This is a genomic window from Thermithiobacillus tepidarius DSM 3134 (genome assembly GCF_000423825.1).
GTDB lineage: Bacteria > Pseudomonadota > Gammaproteobacteria > Acidithiobacillales > Thermithiobacillaceae > Thermithiobacillus > Thermithiobacillus tepidarius.
The window spans coordinates 1-15,385 of the sequence record NZ_AUIS01000039.1 but is presented as its reverse complement, the minus strand read 5'-3'; the positions used below and the strand labels follow the sequence as shown (position 1 = coordinate 15,385).

Genomic DNA, 15,385 nt, shown 5'->3' with positions numbered 1-15,385 from the left:
CAACGCCGCCGTCAACGTGGTCTTCCCATGGTCCACGTGACCAATCGTCCCGACATTCACATGCGGCTTCGTGCGCTCAAACTTTCCTTTGGACACGGTAAAAAACCTCCGTTACGACAAACTGTTAACGTTGACTCTTCTGTACAATGGCCTCGGCCACATGGGACGGGACCTCAAGGTATTTCTTGAAAACCATCGTGTATGTCGCACGCCCTTGGGAAAGCGAACGCAACGTGGTGGCATAACCAAACATTTCCGCCAAGGGAACTTCGGCGCGAATCACCTTCGCCCCCGCCTCGTCATCCATGCCCTGGATCATGCCCCGGCGGGAGTTGAGGTCGCCGATGATGTCGCCCATGTAGTCCTCAGGCGTCACCACTTCCACGAAGAAGATGGGCTCGAGCAGAACAGGGCTGGCCTTTTTGGCACCTTCCTTGAAGGCCATGGAGCCGGCGATTTTGAACGCAGCTTCCGAAGAATCGACATCGTGGTAGGAACCGTCGAAAATGGTTGCCTTGACGTCGACCACGGGAAAGCCCGCTATAATACCATTATTGAGCGCTTCTTCAACACCTTTTTGCGTCGGCGCGATGAACTCCTTGGGCACCACGCCGCCGACGACGGCGTTCTCGAACTGGAAGCCGCTGCCGGGCTCCAGGGGCTCCAGCCGCAGCCACACGTGGCCGTACTGGCCGCGGCCGCCCGATTGGCGCACGAACTTGCCTTCGCTCTCCACCGTCTTGCGGATGGTCTCGCGGTAGGCCACCTGCGGCGCACCCACGTTCGCTTCCACGCTGAACTCGCGCTTCATGCGATCGACGATGATCTCGAGGTGAAGCTCGCCCATGCCGGAGATGATGGTCTGGCCGGACTCCTGGTCGGTGCGCACCCGGAAGGAGGGGTCTTCCTGAGCCAGCTTGGACAGGGCGATACCCATCTTTTCCTGATCGCTCTTGGTCTTGGGCTCCACGGCCACGTGAATCACAGGCTCGGGGAACTCCATGCTTTCCAGGGTGATGGCCTTGTTGATGTCGGTCAGGGTATCGCCGGTGATGGCGTTCTTCAGGCCGACCGCGGCGGCGATGTCGCCCGCGCGCACTTCCTTGATCTCCTTGCGCTCGTTGGCGTGCATCTGCAGAATGCGGCCGATGCGCTCCTTCTGGCCCTTGCTGGGAATCAGCACCGTGGTGCCCGCCTCCAGCACGCCGGAGTAGACGCGGAAGAAGGTCAGCTGGCCGACAAAGGGATCGGTCATGATCTTGAAGGCCAGCGCGGAGAAGGGTGCGGCGTCGTCAGACGGACGCTCGTCCTCGTCGCCGGTATCCGGGTTGGAGCCCTTCACCGGCGGAATGTCAACGGGAGACGGCAGGTACTGAACCACCGCGTCCAGCATGGCCTGCACGCCCTTGTTCTTGAAGGCGGAACCGCACAGCACCGGCACCAGGCTGTTGCTGATCGTGCCCTTGCGCAGGCCCCGCATCACTTCTTCGTTGCTGAGCTCCTCGCCTTCGAGGTACTTCATCATCAGCTCTTCGTCGGCCTCGGCGGCGGACTCCACCATGAACTGGCGCGCCTTTTCGGCCTCTGCGGCCAGATCGGCGGGGATGTCGCGCTCCTCGAAGCGCATGCCCTGGCTGGCTTCGTCCCAATAGATGGCTTTCATCTTGACGAGGTCGACCACGCCTTCGAAACGGTCCTCGGCGCCGATGGGCAACTGGATGGGCACTGGGTTGCCGCGCAGGCGCTCGCGGATCTGCTTGACCACGCGGCCGAAATCGGCGCCGGCGCGATCCATCTTGTTGACGAAGGCCACGCGCGGCACGCCATACTTATTGGCCTGCCGCCACACCGTCTCGGACTGGGGCTGCACGCCGCCGACCGCGCAGAACACGGCGCAGGCGCCATCCAGCACGCGCAGGGAGCGCTCCACCTCGATGGTGAAGTCCACGTGGCCCGGCGTGTCGATGATGTTGATGCGGTGCTCCGGCATCTTGCCGTCCATGCCCTTCCAGAAGCAGGTGGTCGCCGCGGAGGTGATGGTGATGCCACGCTCCTGCTCCTGCTCCATCCAGTCCATGGTCGCCGCACCTTCATGGACCTCACCGATCTTGTGGGACACACCGGTGTAGAAGAGCACACGCTCGGTCGTAGTGGTCTTCCCGGCATCGATGTGCGCCATGATGCCGATGTTACGGTAACGTTCAATGGGGGTTGTACGAGCCACGACTGCTTCCTTATAAACTGACCTGCAAGGGCTGGCGGAGATTACCAGCGGAAATGGGAGAACGCCTTGTTCGCCTCGGCCATGCGGTGGGTTTCTTCCCGCTTGCGCACAGCGTTGCCGCGATTCTCGGCGGCTTCCAGGAGTTCGGCGGCCAAACGCGCGCCCATGGACTTCTCGCCGCGCTTGCGGGCGGAATCCACGATCCAGCGCATGGCCAGCGCCATGCGGCGGGTGGAGCGCACTTCGACCGGCACCTGGTAGGTGGCGCCGCCGACACGCCGGCTCTTCACCTCGACGAGCGGACGCACATTGTCCAGCGCCTGGCGGAACACAACCAAGGGATCTTCCTTGGTCTTTTCGGACACCACATCCAGGGCACCATAAATGATCTTCTCGGCCACGCTCTTCTTGCCATCCCGCATCAGGCAGTTCGCAAACTTGGCGACCAGCTCTTCCTTGTACTTGGGATCCGGCAGAACCTGGCGCTTCGGCACTTCACGACGTCTCGGCATAATTTGACTCCTACAAGCTTTTTGCCTTGGGCAAATGGTTATTTCGGGCGCTTGGCACCGTACTTGGAGCGGCCCTGTTTGCGGTTCTTGACCCCAGCGGTGTCGAGGCTGCCGCGGACGATGTGGTAACGCACACCGGGCAAGTCCTTCACGCGGCCGCCGCGGATCAGCACCACGGAGTGCTCCTGGAGGTTGTGCCCCTCGCCGGGAATGTAGCTGCTCACTTCGAAACCGTTGGTCAGACGCACGCGGGCGACCTTACGCAGCGCCGAGTTGGGCTTCTTGGGCGTGGTCGTGTAGACGCGGGTGCAGACGCCACGCTTCTGCGGGTTGGCCGCCAAAGCCGGCACCTTGCTCTTTACGGTGACTTTTTTGCGCGGGTTTCGAACGAGCTGGTTAATGGTCGGCATCGGTACGTCTCCACAATTCTGAATAATAACGGGCTTGCTCGGCACCCAAACGCAGATCGCCGGCGCCCCGGTTAAGAGGGCGCATTCTATGAATGAAGCGCCCCACTGTCAAGAAATTACTGTAAAAACGCGGGGCTGGCCCCAAAGAGCCAGCCCCGTCGGTGGCACGCTACTCTTCCACGGCCGCCGCGCTGAGGGCCGGGGCCTGCGCCTCGATGACCACAGCCTCCGGCTGCAGCTCACTGGCCGCTTCCGGGGTGCGCTGGCGCTGCCGGCGCCGGTTCTCGTGATGCGCCAGGCCCGTGCCGGCGGGGATCAGACGGCCGACGATCACGTTCTCCTTCAGGCCGCGCAGCTCGTCGATCTTGCCCGAAACCGCCGCCTCGGTCAGCACGCGCGTGGTTTCCTGGAAGCTGGCGGCGGAGATGAAGGACTCCGTCGACAGACTGGCCTTGGTGATGCCCAGGAGCACCGGCTCCAGCACCGCGGGCTGCTTGCCCTCGGCAATGGCGCGCTCGTTCTCCTCCTCGGCCCGGGTGCGGTCCAGTTGCTCGCCGCGCAGCATGGTGGTGTCGCCGGACTCCAGCACTTCCACCTTGCGCAGCATCTGGCGGACGATCACCTCGATGTGCTTGTCGTTGATCTTCACGCCCTGCAGCCGGTAGACGTCCTGCACCTCGTCGACGATATAGCGGGCCAGCGCCTCGACCCCCAGCACGCGCAGGATGTCGTGCGGCACCGGCTGCCCTTCCACCAGCTGCTCGCCGCGGTTGACATGTTCGCCCTCATAGACGGTGACATGCCGCCCCTTGGCGATCAGGTACTCGTGCTGCTCGCCGTTTTCATCGGTGATGATCAGCCGCTGCTTGCCCTTGGTGTCCTTGCCGAAGCTCACGATGCCGGCATGCTCGGCGATGATGGCGAAGTCCTTGGGACGCCGTGCCTCGAAGAGCTCGGCCACGCGCGGCAGACCGCCGGTGATGTCGCGGGTCTTGGAGGTTTCCACCGGAATCCTGGCGATCACGTCGCCGGCCGCGATGGTCGCCCCCTCGCCGATGGTGACGATGGCGCCCGCCGGCAGATAGTAGCGAGCCGGCAGGTCGGTGCCCGGCATGCGCAGCTCGTTGCCCTGGGCGTCCTGCAGGATGATCACCGGGCGCAGATCCCGGCCCTGCGGGCCGCGCTGCTTCGGGTCCGTGACCACCAGGGTGGACAGGCCGGTGATTTCATCGGTCTGCGCATTGACGGTCACGCCATCGACGAAGCCCTGGAACACCGCGCGCCCTTCCACCTCGCTGATGATGGGATGGGTGTGCGGGTCCCAGTTGGCGATGATCTGCCCGGCGCTGACGGCATCGCCTTCGTTCACCAGCAGGTTGGCGCCGTAGGGCACCTTGTAGCGCTCCTTCTCGCGGCCCTGCTCGTCGGTCACGGTCAGCTCGCCGTTGCGGCCGACCACGATGTTGCGACCGCTGACATGCTTCACCAGGCGCAGGTTGTGCAGCTTGATGTTGCCGCCCTGCTTCACCTCGATGGTGCTCTGGGCGGCCGCCCGGCTGGCCGCGCCGCCGATATGGAAGGTCCGCATGGTCAGCTGGGTGCCCGGCTCGCCGATACTCTGGGCAGCGATGACGCCCACCGCCTCGCCGATGCTGACCAGATGCCCGCGACCCAGGTCACGGCCGTAGCACAAGGCGCAGACCCCGTACTTGGAGCGGCAGGTGAGCGGCGAACGCACGCGCAACTGATCGACGCCCAGCTCGTCCAGCTCCCGCACCTTGGCCTCGTCCAGGAGCGTGTTGGCGGGAATCACCGGCTCGCCGGTGTTCGGATGCAGCACGTCCTCCAGGGTCACGCGACCCAGCACGCGCTCGCGCAACGGCTCGATCACTTCGCCGCCTTCCACCAGCGGGTTCATCATCAGGCCCTGGGTGGTGCCGCAGTCATCCTCCACCACCACCAGATCCTGGGTGACATCCACCAAGCGGCGGGTCAGGTAGCCGGAGTTGGCCGTCTTCAGGGCGGTGTCCGCCAGACCCTTGCGGGCGCCGTGGGTGGAGATGAAGTACTGCAACACGTTCAGGCCTTCACGGAAGTTGGCCGTGATGGGCGTTTCGATGATGGAGCCGTCGGGCTTGGCCATCAGGCCGCGCATGCCGGAGAGCTGGCGGATCTGCTGGGCGGAACCACGGGCGCCGGAGTCGGCCATCATGTAGATGGAATTGAAGGACTCCTGCTCCACCGACTGGCCGTCGGCACCGACGACGCTTTCCTTGCTGAGTTTGTCCATCATGGCCTTGGCCACTTGGTCGGTGGTGCGCGACCAGATGTCCACCACCTTGTTGTAGCGCTCGCCCTGGGTCACCAGGCCCGAGGCGTACTGGTTCTCGATGGCCTTGACCTCTTCCTCGGCGCGGGCCAGGATCTGCTCCTTCTCCGCCGGCGTGACCATGTCGTTGGCGCCAAAGGAGATGCCGGCGCGGGTGGCGTAACTGAAGCCGGTATACATGAGCTGGTCGGCGAAGATCACGGTCTCCTTCAAGCCCACCGTGCGGTAGCAGACGTTGATCAGCTCGCCGATGGCCTTCTTCTTCAGCACCCGGTTCAGGATGCTGAACGGCATGCCCTCGGGCAGGATTTCGGACAGCAGCGCGCGGCCGACGGTGGTCTGCACCCGCTCGCCGCGGATGCGCACCTGGATGCGGGCGTGCAGCTCCACCTGCCGGGTTTCATAGGCCAGGCGCAGCTCGCGCAGGTCGGAGAAGATGCGGTCCTCGCCCAGGGCGTTGACCCGCTCGCGCGTCATGTAGTAAAGCCCGAGCACGATGTCCTGGGACGGCACGATGATGGGATCGCCGTTGGCCGGGCTGAGGACGTTGTTGGTGGACATCATCAGCGTCCGCGCCTCCAGCTGCGCCTCCAGGGAGAGCGGCACGTGCACCGCCATCTGGTCACCGTCGAAGTCCGCGTTGTAGGCGGCGCAGACCAGCGGGTGCAGCTGGATGGCCTTGCCTTCGATCAGCACCGGCTCGAATGCCTGGATGCCCAGGCGGTGCAGAGTCGGCGCCCGGTTCAGCAGCACCGGGTGCTCGCGGATCACTTCTTCCAGGATGTCCCAGACCTCGGGCTTCTCCTGCTCCACCATCTTCTTGGCCGCCTTGATGGTGGTGGCCAGGCCGCGCAGCTCCAGCTTGTTGAAGATGAAGGGCTTGAAGAGCTCCAGCGCCATCTTCTTGGGCAAACCGCACTGATGCAGGCGCAGCTGCGGACCGACCACGATCACGGAGCGGCCGGAGTAGTCCACGCGCTTGCCGAGCAGGTTCTGGCGGAAGCGGCCCTGCTTGCCCTTGATCATGTCGGCCAGGGACTTCAGCGGGCGCTTGTTGGCGCCGGCGATGGCGCGGCCGCGCCGGCCGTTGTCCAGCAGGGCGTCCACCGCCTCCTGCAGCATGCGCTTTTCGTTGCGCACGATGATGTCGGGCGCCTTCAGCTCCAGCAGGCGCTTGAGGCGGTTGTTGCGGTTGATCACGCGCCGGTACAGGTCGTTCAGGTCGGAGGTGGCGAAGCGGCCGCCATCCAGGGGCACCAGCGGGCGCAGGTCGGGCGGCAGCACCGGCAGCACCTCCAGGACCATCCATTCGGGACGGTTGCCCGACTGGCTGAAGGCCTCCAGGGTCTTCAGGCGCTTGGCGTACTTCTTGATCTTGGTCTCGGAGCCGGTGGTGCCGAGTTCGTCGCGGATCGCCGCCGCCTCCTTCTCCACATCGATGGCGCGCAGCAGATCGCGCACGGCCTCCGCGCCCATCTTGGCCACGAATTCGTCGCCGTACTCCTCCAAGGCATCCAGATACTGATCCTCAGTCAGGATCTGGCGCTTCTCCAGCGGCGTCATGCCCGGATCGATCACGGCATAGGCTTCGAAATAGAGCACGCGCTCGATGTCGCGCAGGGGCATGTCCAGGATCATGCCCATGCGGCTCGGCAGGGACTTCAGGAACCAGATGTGGGCGACCGGGCTCGCCAGCTCGATATGGCCCATGCGGTCGCGCCGCACCTTGGACAGGGTGACTTCCACGCCGCACTTCTCGCAGATCACGCCGCGGTGCTTCAGGCGCTTGTACTTGCCGCACAGGCACTCGTAATCCTTGACCGGGCCGAAGATCTTGGCGCAGAACAGGCCGTCGCGCTCCGGCTTGAAAGTGCGGTAGTTGATGGTTTCCGGCTTCTTGACCTCGCCGTAGGACCAGGACCGGATTTTTTCCGGCGATGCCAGGCCGATACGGATTGCGTCAAACTCTTCCTGCACACCGGGTTGCTTGAAAAGATTCAGTAAGTCTTTCAATGTCTTCTCTCCCCATAAGGGTCAGGGTTGCAAGCCGCCGAAACGCCGCGGTGGGGCTCGTCAACCGAAAACGTTGCGGCAGGGACACGCCGCAGCTTGGCAGAGGATCGTGGAGAGCGGGGACGCTCCGCAAAGTCGCCCCGTACCCGCCCGCCGTGGCGCCCGGCGCCGTCGGCAGGCTCATCCCGACTACTTTTCCAACTGCTCCAGCTCGATGTCGATGCCGAGTGACCGCAGCTCCTTCAGGAGCACGTTGAAGGACTCGGGCATGCCCGCCTCCATCCGGTAATCACCTTTGACAATTGATTCGTACATTTTGGTTCGACCGGCGACGTCATCGGACTTCACCGTCAGCATTTCCTGCAGGGTGTAGGCCGCGCCATAGGCCTGCAGGGCCCACACTTCCATTTCACCGAAGCGCTGGCCGCCGAACTGGGCCTTGCCGCCCAGCGGCTGCTGCGTGACCAGCGAGTAGGGACCGGTGGAGCGGGCGTGCATCTTGTCGTCGACCAGGTGATGCAGCTTGAGCATGTACATGTAGCCCACGGTGACCTGGCGGTCGAAGGCCTCGCCGGTGCGCCCGTCGCAGAGCACGGTCTGACCGCTTTCCGGCAGGCCGGCCAGTTTGAGCAGCTCCTTGATCTCCTTTTCATCGGCGCCGTCGAAGACCGGGGTGGCCATCGGCACGCCCTTGCGCAGGTTAGCCGCCAGGGTCAGCACCTCCTCGTCGCTCAGCTCGTCGAGGTTCTCCTGCTTGCCGGAACGGTTGTAGATCTGGTGGAGGAATTGACGGATGTCCTCGATCTTGGCCTTGGCCGCCATCATCTCGCCAATGCGCAAGCCGAGGCCCTTGGCCGCCCAGCCCAGATGCGTCTCCAGAATCTGGCCGACGTTCATGCGCGACGGCACGCCCAGGGGGTTCAACACGATGTCCACCGGAGTGCCATCCGCCAGGAACGGCATGTCCTCCACCGGCACGATGCGCGACACCACGCCCTTGTTGCCGTGGCGGCCGGCCATCTTGTCGCCCGGCTGCAGGCGGCGCTTGACGGCCACGTAGACCTTGACCATCTTCAGCACGCCCGGGGACAGCTCGTCGCCGGACAGCAGCTTCTTGCGCTTCTCTTCCAGCGTCTGATCCAGGCGCTCGCGCTGCATCTCCAGCTGGGCGCGGATCAGCTCCAACTGTTCGTTGACCTCCTCGCTACGCAGGCGGATTTCGAACCAGCGCGAGCGCGGCACCGACTTCAGATAGGCCTTGGTGATCTTGGCGCCGGCTTCCAGGTCGCCCGGGCCGCCCTCGGCCACCTTGCCGGTCAGCAGCCGCTCGATGCGCTGGAAGGTGTCCTCCTCCACAATGCGGAACTGATCGTTCAGGTCCTTGCGGATGCGGTCCAACTCGGCCTTTTCGATCTGCTTGGCGCGCGCGTCCTTGTCCACGCCCTCGCGGGTGAAGACCTGCACGTCGATGACCGTGCCTGACAAGCCGGCCGGCATGCGCAGGCTGCTGTCCTTCACGTCCGAGGCCTTCTCGCCGAAGATGGCGCGCAGCAGCTTCTCTTCCGGAGTGAGCTGGGTTTCGCCCTTGGGCGTCACCTTGCCGACCAGGATGTCGCCCGCGTCCACTTCCGCACCGATGAAAACGATGCCGGACTCGTCCAGATTGCGCAGGTTGGCCTCGCTCACGTTGGGGATGTCGCGGGTGATTTCCTCCGGCCCCAGCTTGGTGTCGCGGGCGAAGACTGAGAACTCCTCCACGTGGATGGTGGTGAAGCGGTCCTCGGCCACCACTCGCTCGGAGATCAGGATGGAGTCCTCGAAGTTGTAGCCGTTCCAGGGCATGAAGGCCACCAGCACGTTCTGCCCCAGGGCCAGCTCGCCCAGGTCGGTGCTCGGGCCGTCCGCCAGCACGTCACCGCGGGCCACCACATCGCCCACCCGGACCACCGGCCGCTGGTTGATGTTGGTGTTCTGGTTGGAGCGGGTGTACTTGATGAGGTTGTAGATGTCCACGCCCGGCTCGTCCGGCGAGGTCTCCTCATCGTTCACCTTGACCACGATGCGGGCCGCATCGACGCTGTCCACCACGCCGCCGCGCTTGGCGACCACGGTCACGCCCGAGTCGATGGCCACCGGCTTTTCCATGCCCGTGCCCACCAGCGGCGTATCGGCGCGCAGGGTCGGCACCGCCTGACGCTGCATGTTGGAACCCATCAGCGCGCGGTTGGCGTCGTCGTGCTCCAGGAACGGGATGAGGCTGGCCGCCACCGACACGATCTGCTTCGGCGAGATGTCGATGAACTGCACCTTGTCCGGCGTGGACAGGGTGAACTCGTTCTTGTAGCGGCAGGACACCAGCTCGTCCGCCAGGCGTCCGTTCTCGTCCAGGGTGGAGTTCGCCTGGGCGATGATGTAGTCGCCCTCCTCGATGGCGGACAGGTACACCACTTCGTCGGTGACCCGCTGGTCCACCACGCGGCGGTAGGGCGTCTCCAGGAAGCCGTACTCGTTGGTGCGCGCGTAGCAGGACAGGCTGTTGATCAGGCCGATGTTGGGGCCTTCCGGCGTTTCGATCGGGCAGATGCGGCCGTAGTGGGTGGGGTGCACGTCGCGCACCTCGAAGCCCGCCCGCTCACGGGTCAGGCCGCCCGGGCCCAGCGCCGACACGCGGCGCTTGTGGGTGACCTCGGACAGCGGGTTGGTCTGGTCCATGAATTGGGATAACTGGCTGGAGCCGAAGAACTCCTTGATCACCGCCGAAACCGGCTTGGCGTTGATCAGCTCCTGCGGCATCAAGCCCTCGCTTTCGGCCAGGGACAGGCGCTCCTTGACCGCGCGCTCCACGCGCACCAGGCCGATGCGAAACTGGTTCTCGGCCAGCTCGCCCACGGAACGGACGCGACGGTTGCCCAGGTGATCGATGTCGTCGATCTCGCCGTTGCCGTTCTTGAGGTCGATGAGCACTTTCATGACATCGACGATGTCCTCATTGCTCAGCACGCCGGGGCCGGTGATGTCCTCGCGGCCGACGCGCCGGTTGAACTTCATCCGGCCCACCGCCGACAAGTCGTAGCGCTCCGGGTTGAAGAACAGGTTCTGGAAGAGGTTCTGCGCAGCCTCGCGGGTGGGCGGCTCGCCCGGACGCATCATGCGGTAGATCTCGATCTGGGCCTCCAGCGCGTCGCGGGTCGGATCGATGCGCAGCGTCTCGGAGAGATAGGGCCCGCGGTCCAGGTCATTGACGTAGAGGGTTTGCAGCTCCTCGATCTTGTTGGCGCGCAACGCCTCCAGCGCGTCGGCGGACACGGGATCATTGGCGTTCAGCAGGATCTCGCCGGTCTCCGGGTTGACCACGTCGTGGGCCACCACCTTGCCGAGCAGGAACTGATCCGGCACCACGATCTCGCTCAGGCCCGCCTCGGCCATCTGGCGCACGTGCCGGGCCGTCACGCGGCGGCCGGCGGGAACCAGCACCTCGCCCGTCTTCGGGTTGACGATGTCGAACTCCGCCATCTCGCCGCGCAGGCGGTCCGGCACGAGCTGGTAGCGCACGTCCTCGCGCGTGATGCGGAACACCTCTTTCTCGAAGAAGATGTCCAGGATCTCGGTGGTGGAATAGCCCAGCGCGCGCAGCAAGGTGGTCGCCGGCAGCTTGCGGCGCCGGTCGATGCGCACGTAGAGGTGATCCTTGGGATCGAACTCGAAGTCCAGCCACGAGCCGCGATAGGGAATGATGCGGGCATTGAAGAGCAGCTTGCCCGAGGAATGGGTCTTGCCGCGGTCATGGTCGAAGAAGACCCCGGGCGAACGGTGCAACTGGGACACGATGACGCGCTCAGTGCCGTTGATGACGAAGGTACCGTTCTCCGTCATCAGGGGGATTTCCCCCATGTAGACTTCCTGCTCCTTGATGTCACGGACGTGGCGCGTGCCCGTGCCCTCGTCCTTCTCCATGAGCACCAAGCGCAGTTTCACCTTCAGCGGCGCATTGTAGGTCACTCCCCGCTGCTGGCACTCCTTCACGTCGAAGGGCGGCTCCTCCAGGCGGTAAGAGACATATTCCAGAACGGCATTGCCCGAGTAGCTCTCCATGGGGAAAACCGACTTGAACGCCGCCTGCAGACCCAGGTCCTCGCGTTGCAGCGGGGCGGCGTCCGGTTGCAGGAACTGGCGGTAGGAATCCACTTGGGTGGCCAGCAGGTAAGGAACCTGCAGGATGCTTTGCCGCTTGCCAAAGTCCTTACGAATGCGCTTTTTTTCAGTAAAGGAATATGCCATGAGTGCTCCAATGTCGCCAACGGCCAAGGACGAGTTGACCCAGCAGGAGAGGTATTTCAGAAATAGGGATCGGCTGGTGACGGAACCGCCACCAGCCGGAACAGAACATTATACCAAAAAACTTACTTGACTTCAGCCGTGGCGCCGGCTTCCACCAGTTGGGCCTTGATCTTCTCGGCCTCTTCCTTGGACACGCCTTCCTTCACGGGCTTGGGCGCGCCCTCGACCAGGTCCTTGGCTTCCTTCAGACCCAGACCGGTGATGGCGCGCACCACCTTGATGGCGTTGACCTTGTTGTCGCCGGCGTTGGTGAGAATGACATCGAACTCGGTCTTCTCTTCGGCAGCGGGGGCGGCTTCGCCACCAGCAGCCACAGCGGGGCCGGCGACGGCGACCGCCGCGGCGGACACGCCAAACTTCTCTTCCATGTCCTTGATGAGCTCGGACAACTCCAGAACGGTCATGCCAGCGATAGCATCAAGGATTTCGGCTTTGGAAACGGCCATGGTTCTACTCCTGAAAATTTAGTGAACGACGAATGGTGATTGACAGGCGGTTGCGGTCAGGCGGCCTTCTGGTCGCGCACCGCGGCCAGCGTACGCGCGAAGCGCGCGGGCACCTCGTTGAGGGTGCGCACGAAGGTCGACACGGGCGCCTGCATGGTGCCCATGAGCTGAGCCAGCAACTGCTCGCGGCTGGGCATTTTGGCGAGCTGACCGAGCGCGGCCGCGTCGATCAGTTTGCCGCCCAGGGCGCCCACGGTGATGACCAGTTTGTCATTGGTCTTGGCGACATCCGAAAAGACCTTGGCCAATGCCACCGGATCGGTGCCGCTGCTGTAGATCAGCGGCCCCTTCAGATGCTCCTGCACCACCGCGAAGGGGGTACCTTCCACGGCGCGGCGCATCAGCGTGTTCTTGACCACCTGGATCACCAGGCCGCTGGCGCGGCCCTGCCGACGCAACCGGGTCAACTCGGCCACCGTCATGCCGCGGTACTCGGCGAATACCACCGCCTGTGCCGCCGCCAGATGCGACTGCACCTCGGCTACGAGCGACTTTTTCTGCTCAAGATTAAGACTCACGCGAATCTCACCTCCTCTTGACCGGCGAGCCCTGCAGAATGCTTGTTTCCACGGGACAACACCGTCTGCGCAGGGCGGACAACCCGATTAAGCACCGCTGTCGCGGCAGCCCCTGCGGTCTACGACATCCGGCTCCCCGAAGAGAGCCGGCCCCTTACCCTGGCGGAAGCACCCGGCGCCGGTGCACCGGGCCGGGCGGGACCGCCGGGCAATTCCTTAGGGCAGCAGCCCCGTGTGTTCGACGACCACCCCCGGTCCCATGGTGCTGGACAGGGTGACTTTCTTGAAGTAGACACCCTTGCTGGCCGCCGGCTTGGCCTTGCGCAGCGTCTCCATGACCGCCATCAGGTTTTCCTGCAGCGCGCCGGGCTCGAAGGACGACTTGCCGATGGTGCAGTGCACGATGCCGCCCTTGTCGATGCGGAACTGCACCTGGCCGGATTTGGCATTCTTGACCGCAGTCTTGACGTCGGCGGTCACCGTGCCCACCTTGGGGTTGGGCATCAGGCCGCGCGGGCCGAGGATCTGGCCCAGCTGGCCCACCAGGCGCATGGACTCGGGCGTGGCGATCACCACGTCGAAATCCAATTGCCCGGCGCGCACCCGCTCCGCCAGATCGTCCATGCCGACGATGTCGGCGCCGGCGGCGCGGGCGTCCTCACCCTTGTCGCCATCGGCGAAAACCGCCACGCGCACGGTCTTGCCGGTGCCGTTGGGCAGCACCACCGAACCGCGCACCATCTGATCGGACTTGCGCGCGTCCACGCCCAGGTTGATGGCCACGTCGACGGATTCGTCGAATTTGGCTGCCGCCATCTCCTTGACCAAAGGCAGCGCCTCCTCCAGGGAATAGCGCTTGCCCGGGGTCAACTTGGCCTGCAGCATCTGCATCCGCTTTCCTTTCGCCGCCATGCTCAGCCCTCCACCACAATGCCCATGCTGCGGGCGGTACCTTCGATCGTGCGCTTGGCCGCCTCGATGTCATTGGCGCTCAGGTCCGGCATCTTGGTCTTGGCGATGTCCTCGACCTGGGCGCTGGTGACCTTGCCCACCTTGTCCGTGTGCGGGCGCTTGCTGCCGCTCTGGATGCCGGCCGCCTTCTTCAGCAGCACGGACGCGGGCGGCGTCTTGGTTTCGAAGGTGAAGCTCTTGTCCGCGTAGGCGGTGATGACCACCGGGATCGGCAGGCCCGGCTCCAGGTTCTGGGTGCGGGCGTTGAAAGCCTTGCAGAACTCCATGATGTTCAGACCGCGCTGACCCAGCGCCGGGCCCACGGGCGGACTCGGGTTCGCTTGGCCGGCCTTGATCTGCAGCTTGATATAGCCGACGATTTTCTTTGCCATTTTGCTTGCTCCTCAATGGGGTCCAAACGTCTTGCGACTCCCCCGACCACGATCAGGTCTTTTCCACCTGACCAAAATCCAGTTCCACCGGCGTGGAGCGACCGAACACCATCACCGACACGCGCAGCTTGTTCTTCTCGTAGTTGACTTCTTCCACCATGCCGTTGAAATCCTTGAAGGGACCATCGATGACCCGCACCGACTCGCCCGCTTCGAAGCTGATCTTCGGCCTGGGCTTTTCCACGCCCTCCTGGACCTGCTGGAGGATGGCCTGCGCTTCCTTTTCGGTGAGCGGGTGCGGCCGGCCGGCGGTGCCGCCGACGAAGCCGGTCACCTTGGGCGTATCCTTCACCATGTGCCAGGTGCGCTCGTCCATCTCCATCTGGATGAGGACGTAGCCCGGGAAGAACTTGCGCTCGGAGGTCGTCTTCTGGCCCTGGCGCATTTCGACCACCTCTTCGGTGGGCACCAGAATGTCTCCGAATTTGTCCTGGAGCCCTTCGCGCCGGATGCGCTCTTCCAGAGCGCGCTTGACTTGTTTTTCGAATCCGGAATAGGCGTGGATGACATACCAACGCATGGTCATGCTAGGTCTCCTGGCGCATAATCAGGCGGACCAGCCACAGCAGGCCGAAGTCCACCAGCCACAAAAAGATGGCCATGATGCTCACCATGAGCATAATCACGCCTGTCGTCTGCACGACTTCCTTGCGCGTCGGCCACACGACCTTCATGGTCTCGGCCATCGCTTCCCGCGAGAAGGCAATCACCATCCGGCCGCGCTCGCTCGTCAGGAACACGGCGGTCGCCAGCAGCGCGCCCGCCAGGACGGCTGCCAGCTGGTAAGCGGCCATGGATGCCGGAATCAGGAAATAGGCAACCACGCCGGACACCAGCAGCGCTCCGACCAGGATCATTCTCAACCGCTCGGACATGGATCTTTGCCTTACGTCATGACGAGAAAATGGCAGGCCAGGAGGGGCTCGAACCCCCAACCTGCGGTTTTGGAGACCGCTGCTCTACCAATTGAGCTACTGGCCTAATACACAGGAAACAAGCCGGGCAGGCCTGCCAGCCCGCCCGGCTCGGATGTTACGCTTACTCCACGATTTTGGCGACGACGCCGGCGCCGACGGTGCGGCCGCCTTCGCGGATGGCAAAGCGCAGGCCTTCTTCCATGGCGATCGGCGCA

Annotated in this window: 13 protein-coding genes and 1 tRNA gene; all 14 read right to left on the bottom strand. The window is 64.1% G+C overall.

From position 1 onward, the window contains the following. On the bottom strand, positions 1–96 hold a 96-nt coding region (locus G579_RS18760), incomplete at its 3' end, for a GTP-binding protein (RefSeq protein ID WP_022970494.1). A 28-nt stretch (positions 97–124) separates the two neighbouring features. Further along, positions 125–2,224: an elongation factor G gene (gene fusA, locus G579_RS0113000; protein ID WP_028990519.1), complete on the bottom strand. Its 2,100-nt coding sequence runs from the start codon at positions 2,222–2,224 to the stop codon at positions 125–127. A 41-nt stretch (positions 2,225–2,265) separates the two neighbouring features. Continuing rightward, entirely contained in the window at positions 2,266–2,736 is a 471-nt protein-coding gene (gene rpsG / locus G579_RS0112995) for a 30S ribosomal protein S7 (RefSeq protein WP_028990518.1), read from the bottom strand. 38 nt (positions 2,737–2,774) lie between these two features. After that, positions 2,775–3,146: a 30S ribosomal protein S12 gene (gene rpsL / locus G579_RS0112990; protein WP_028990517.1), complete on the bottom strand. Its 372-nt coding sequence runs from the start codon at positions 3,144–3,146 to the stop codon at positions 2,775–2,777. Positions 3,147–3,315: 169 nt separating this feature from the next. Next, positions 3,316–7,488, bottom strand: a complete 4,173-nt coding sequence (gene rpoC, locus G579_RS0112985) for a DNA-directed RNA polymerase subunit beta' (RefSeq protein ID WP_028990516.1) — start codon at positions 7,486–7,488, stop codon at positions 3,316–3,318. Positions 7,489–7,677: 189 nt separating this feature from the next. Continuing rightward, positions 7,678–11,766: a DNA-directed RNA polymerase subunit beta gene (rpoB, locus tag G579_RS0112980; protein WP_028990515.1), complete on the bottom strand. Its 4,089-nt coding sequence runs from the start codon at positions 11,764–11,766 to the stop codon at positions 7,678–7,680. Between the two features lie 122 nt (positions 11,767–11,888). After that, positions 11,889–12,272 carry a 50S ribosomal protein L7/L12 gene (gene rplL / locus G579_RS0112975; protein ID WP_028990514.1) on the bottom strand — a complete coding sequence of 128 codons (384 nt, stop codon included), beginning with the start codon at positions 12,270–12,272 and terminating at the stop codon, positions 11,889–11,891. A 56-nt stretch (positions 12,273–12,328) separates the two neighbouring features. Continuing rightward, positions 12,329–12,850, bottom strand: coding sequence for a 50S ribosomal protein L10 (rplJ, locus tag G579_RS0112970; protein ID WP_028990513.1), 522 nt, complete (start codon positions 12,848–12,850; stop codon positions 12,329–12,331). Between the two features lie 216 nt (positions 12,851–13,066). Next, positions 13,067–13,762, bottom strand: coding sequence for a 50S ribosomal protein L1 (rplA, locus tag G579_RS0112965; protein WP_028990512.1), 696 nt, complete (start codon positions 13,760–13,762; stop codon positions 13,067–13,069). A 2-nt stretch (positions 13,763–13,764) separates the two neighbouring features. Continuing rightward, positions 13,765–14,193, bottom strand: coding sequence for a 50S ribosomal protein L11 (gene rplK / locus G579_RS0112960; protein WP_028990511.1), 429 nt, complete (start codon positions 14,191–14,193; stop codon positions 13,765–13,767). Positions 14,194–14,245: 52 nt separating this feature from the next. Then, on the bottom strand, positions 14,246–14,779 hold the full coding sequence (gene nusG / locus G579_RS0112955) for a transcription termination/antitermination protein NusG (RefSeq protein WP_028990510.1): 534 nt from the start codon (positions 14,777–14,779) through the stop codon (positions 14,246–14,248). A gap of 1 nt (position 14,780) precedes the next feature. Then, entirely contained in the window at positions 14,781–15,128 is a 348-nt protein-coding gene (gene secE, locus G579_RS0112950; protein WP_028990509.1) for a preprotein translocase subunit SecE, read from the bottom strand. Between the two features lie 30 nt (positions 15,129–15,158). Continuing rightward, positions 15,159–15,234 (bottom strand) — tRNA-Trp (locus G579_RS0112945). 57 nt (positions 15,235–15,291) lie between these two features. Next, positions 15,292–15,372: an EF-Tu C-terminal domain-related protein gene (locus G579_RS18755; protein WP_081662798.1), complete on the bottom strand. Its 81-nt coding sequence runs from the start codon at positions 15,370–15,372 to the stop codon at positions 15,292–15,294. Positions 15,373–15,385: the final 13 nt, after the last annotated feature.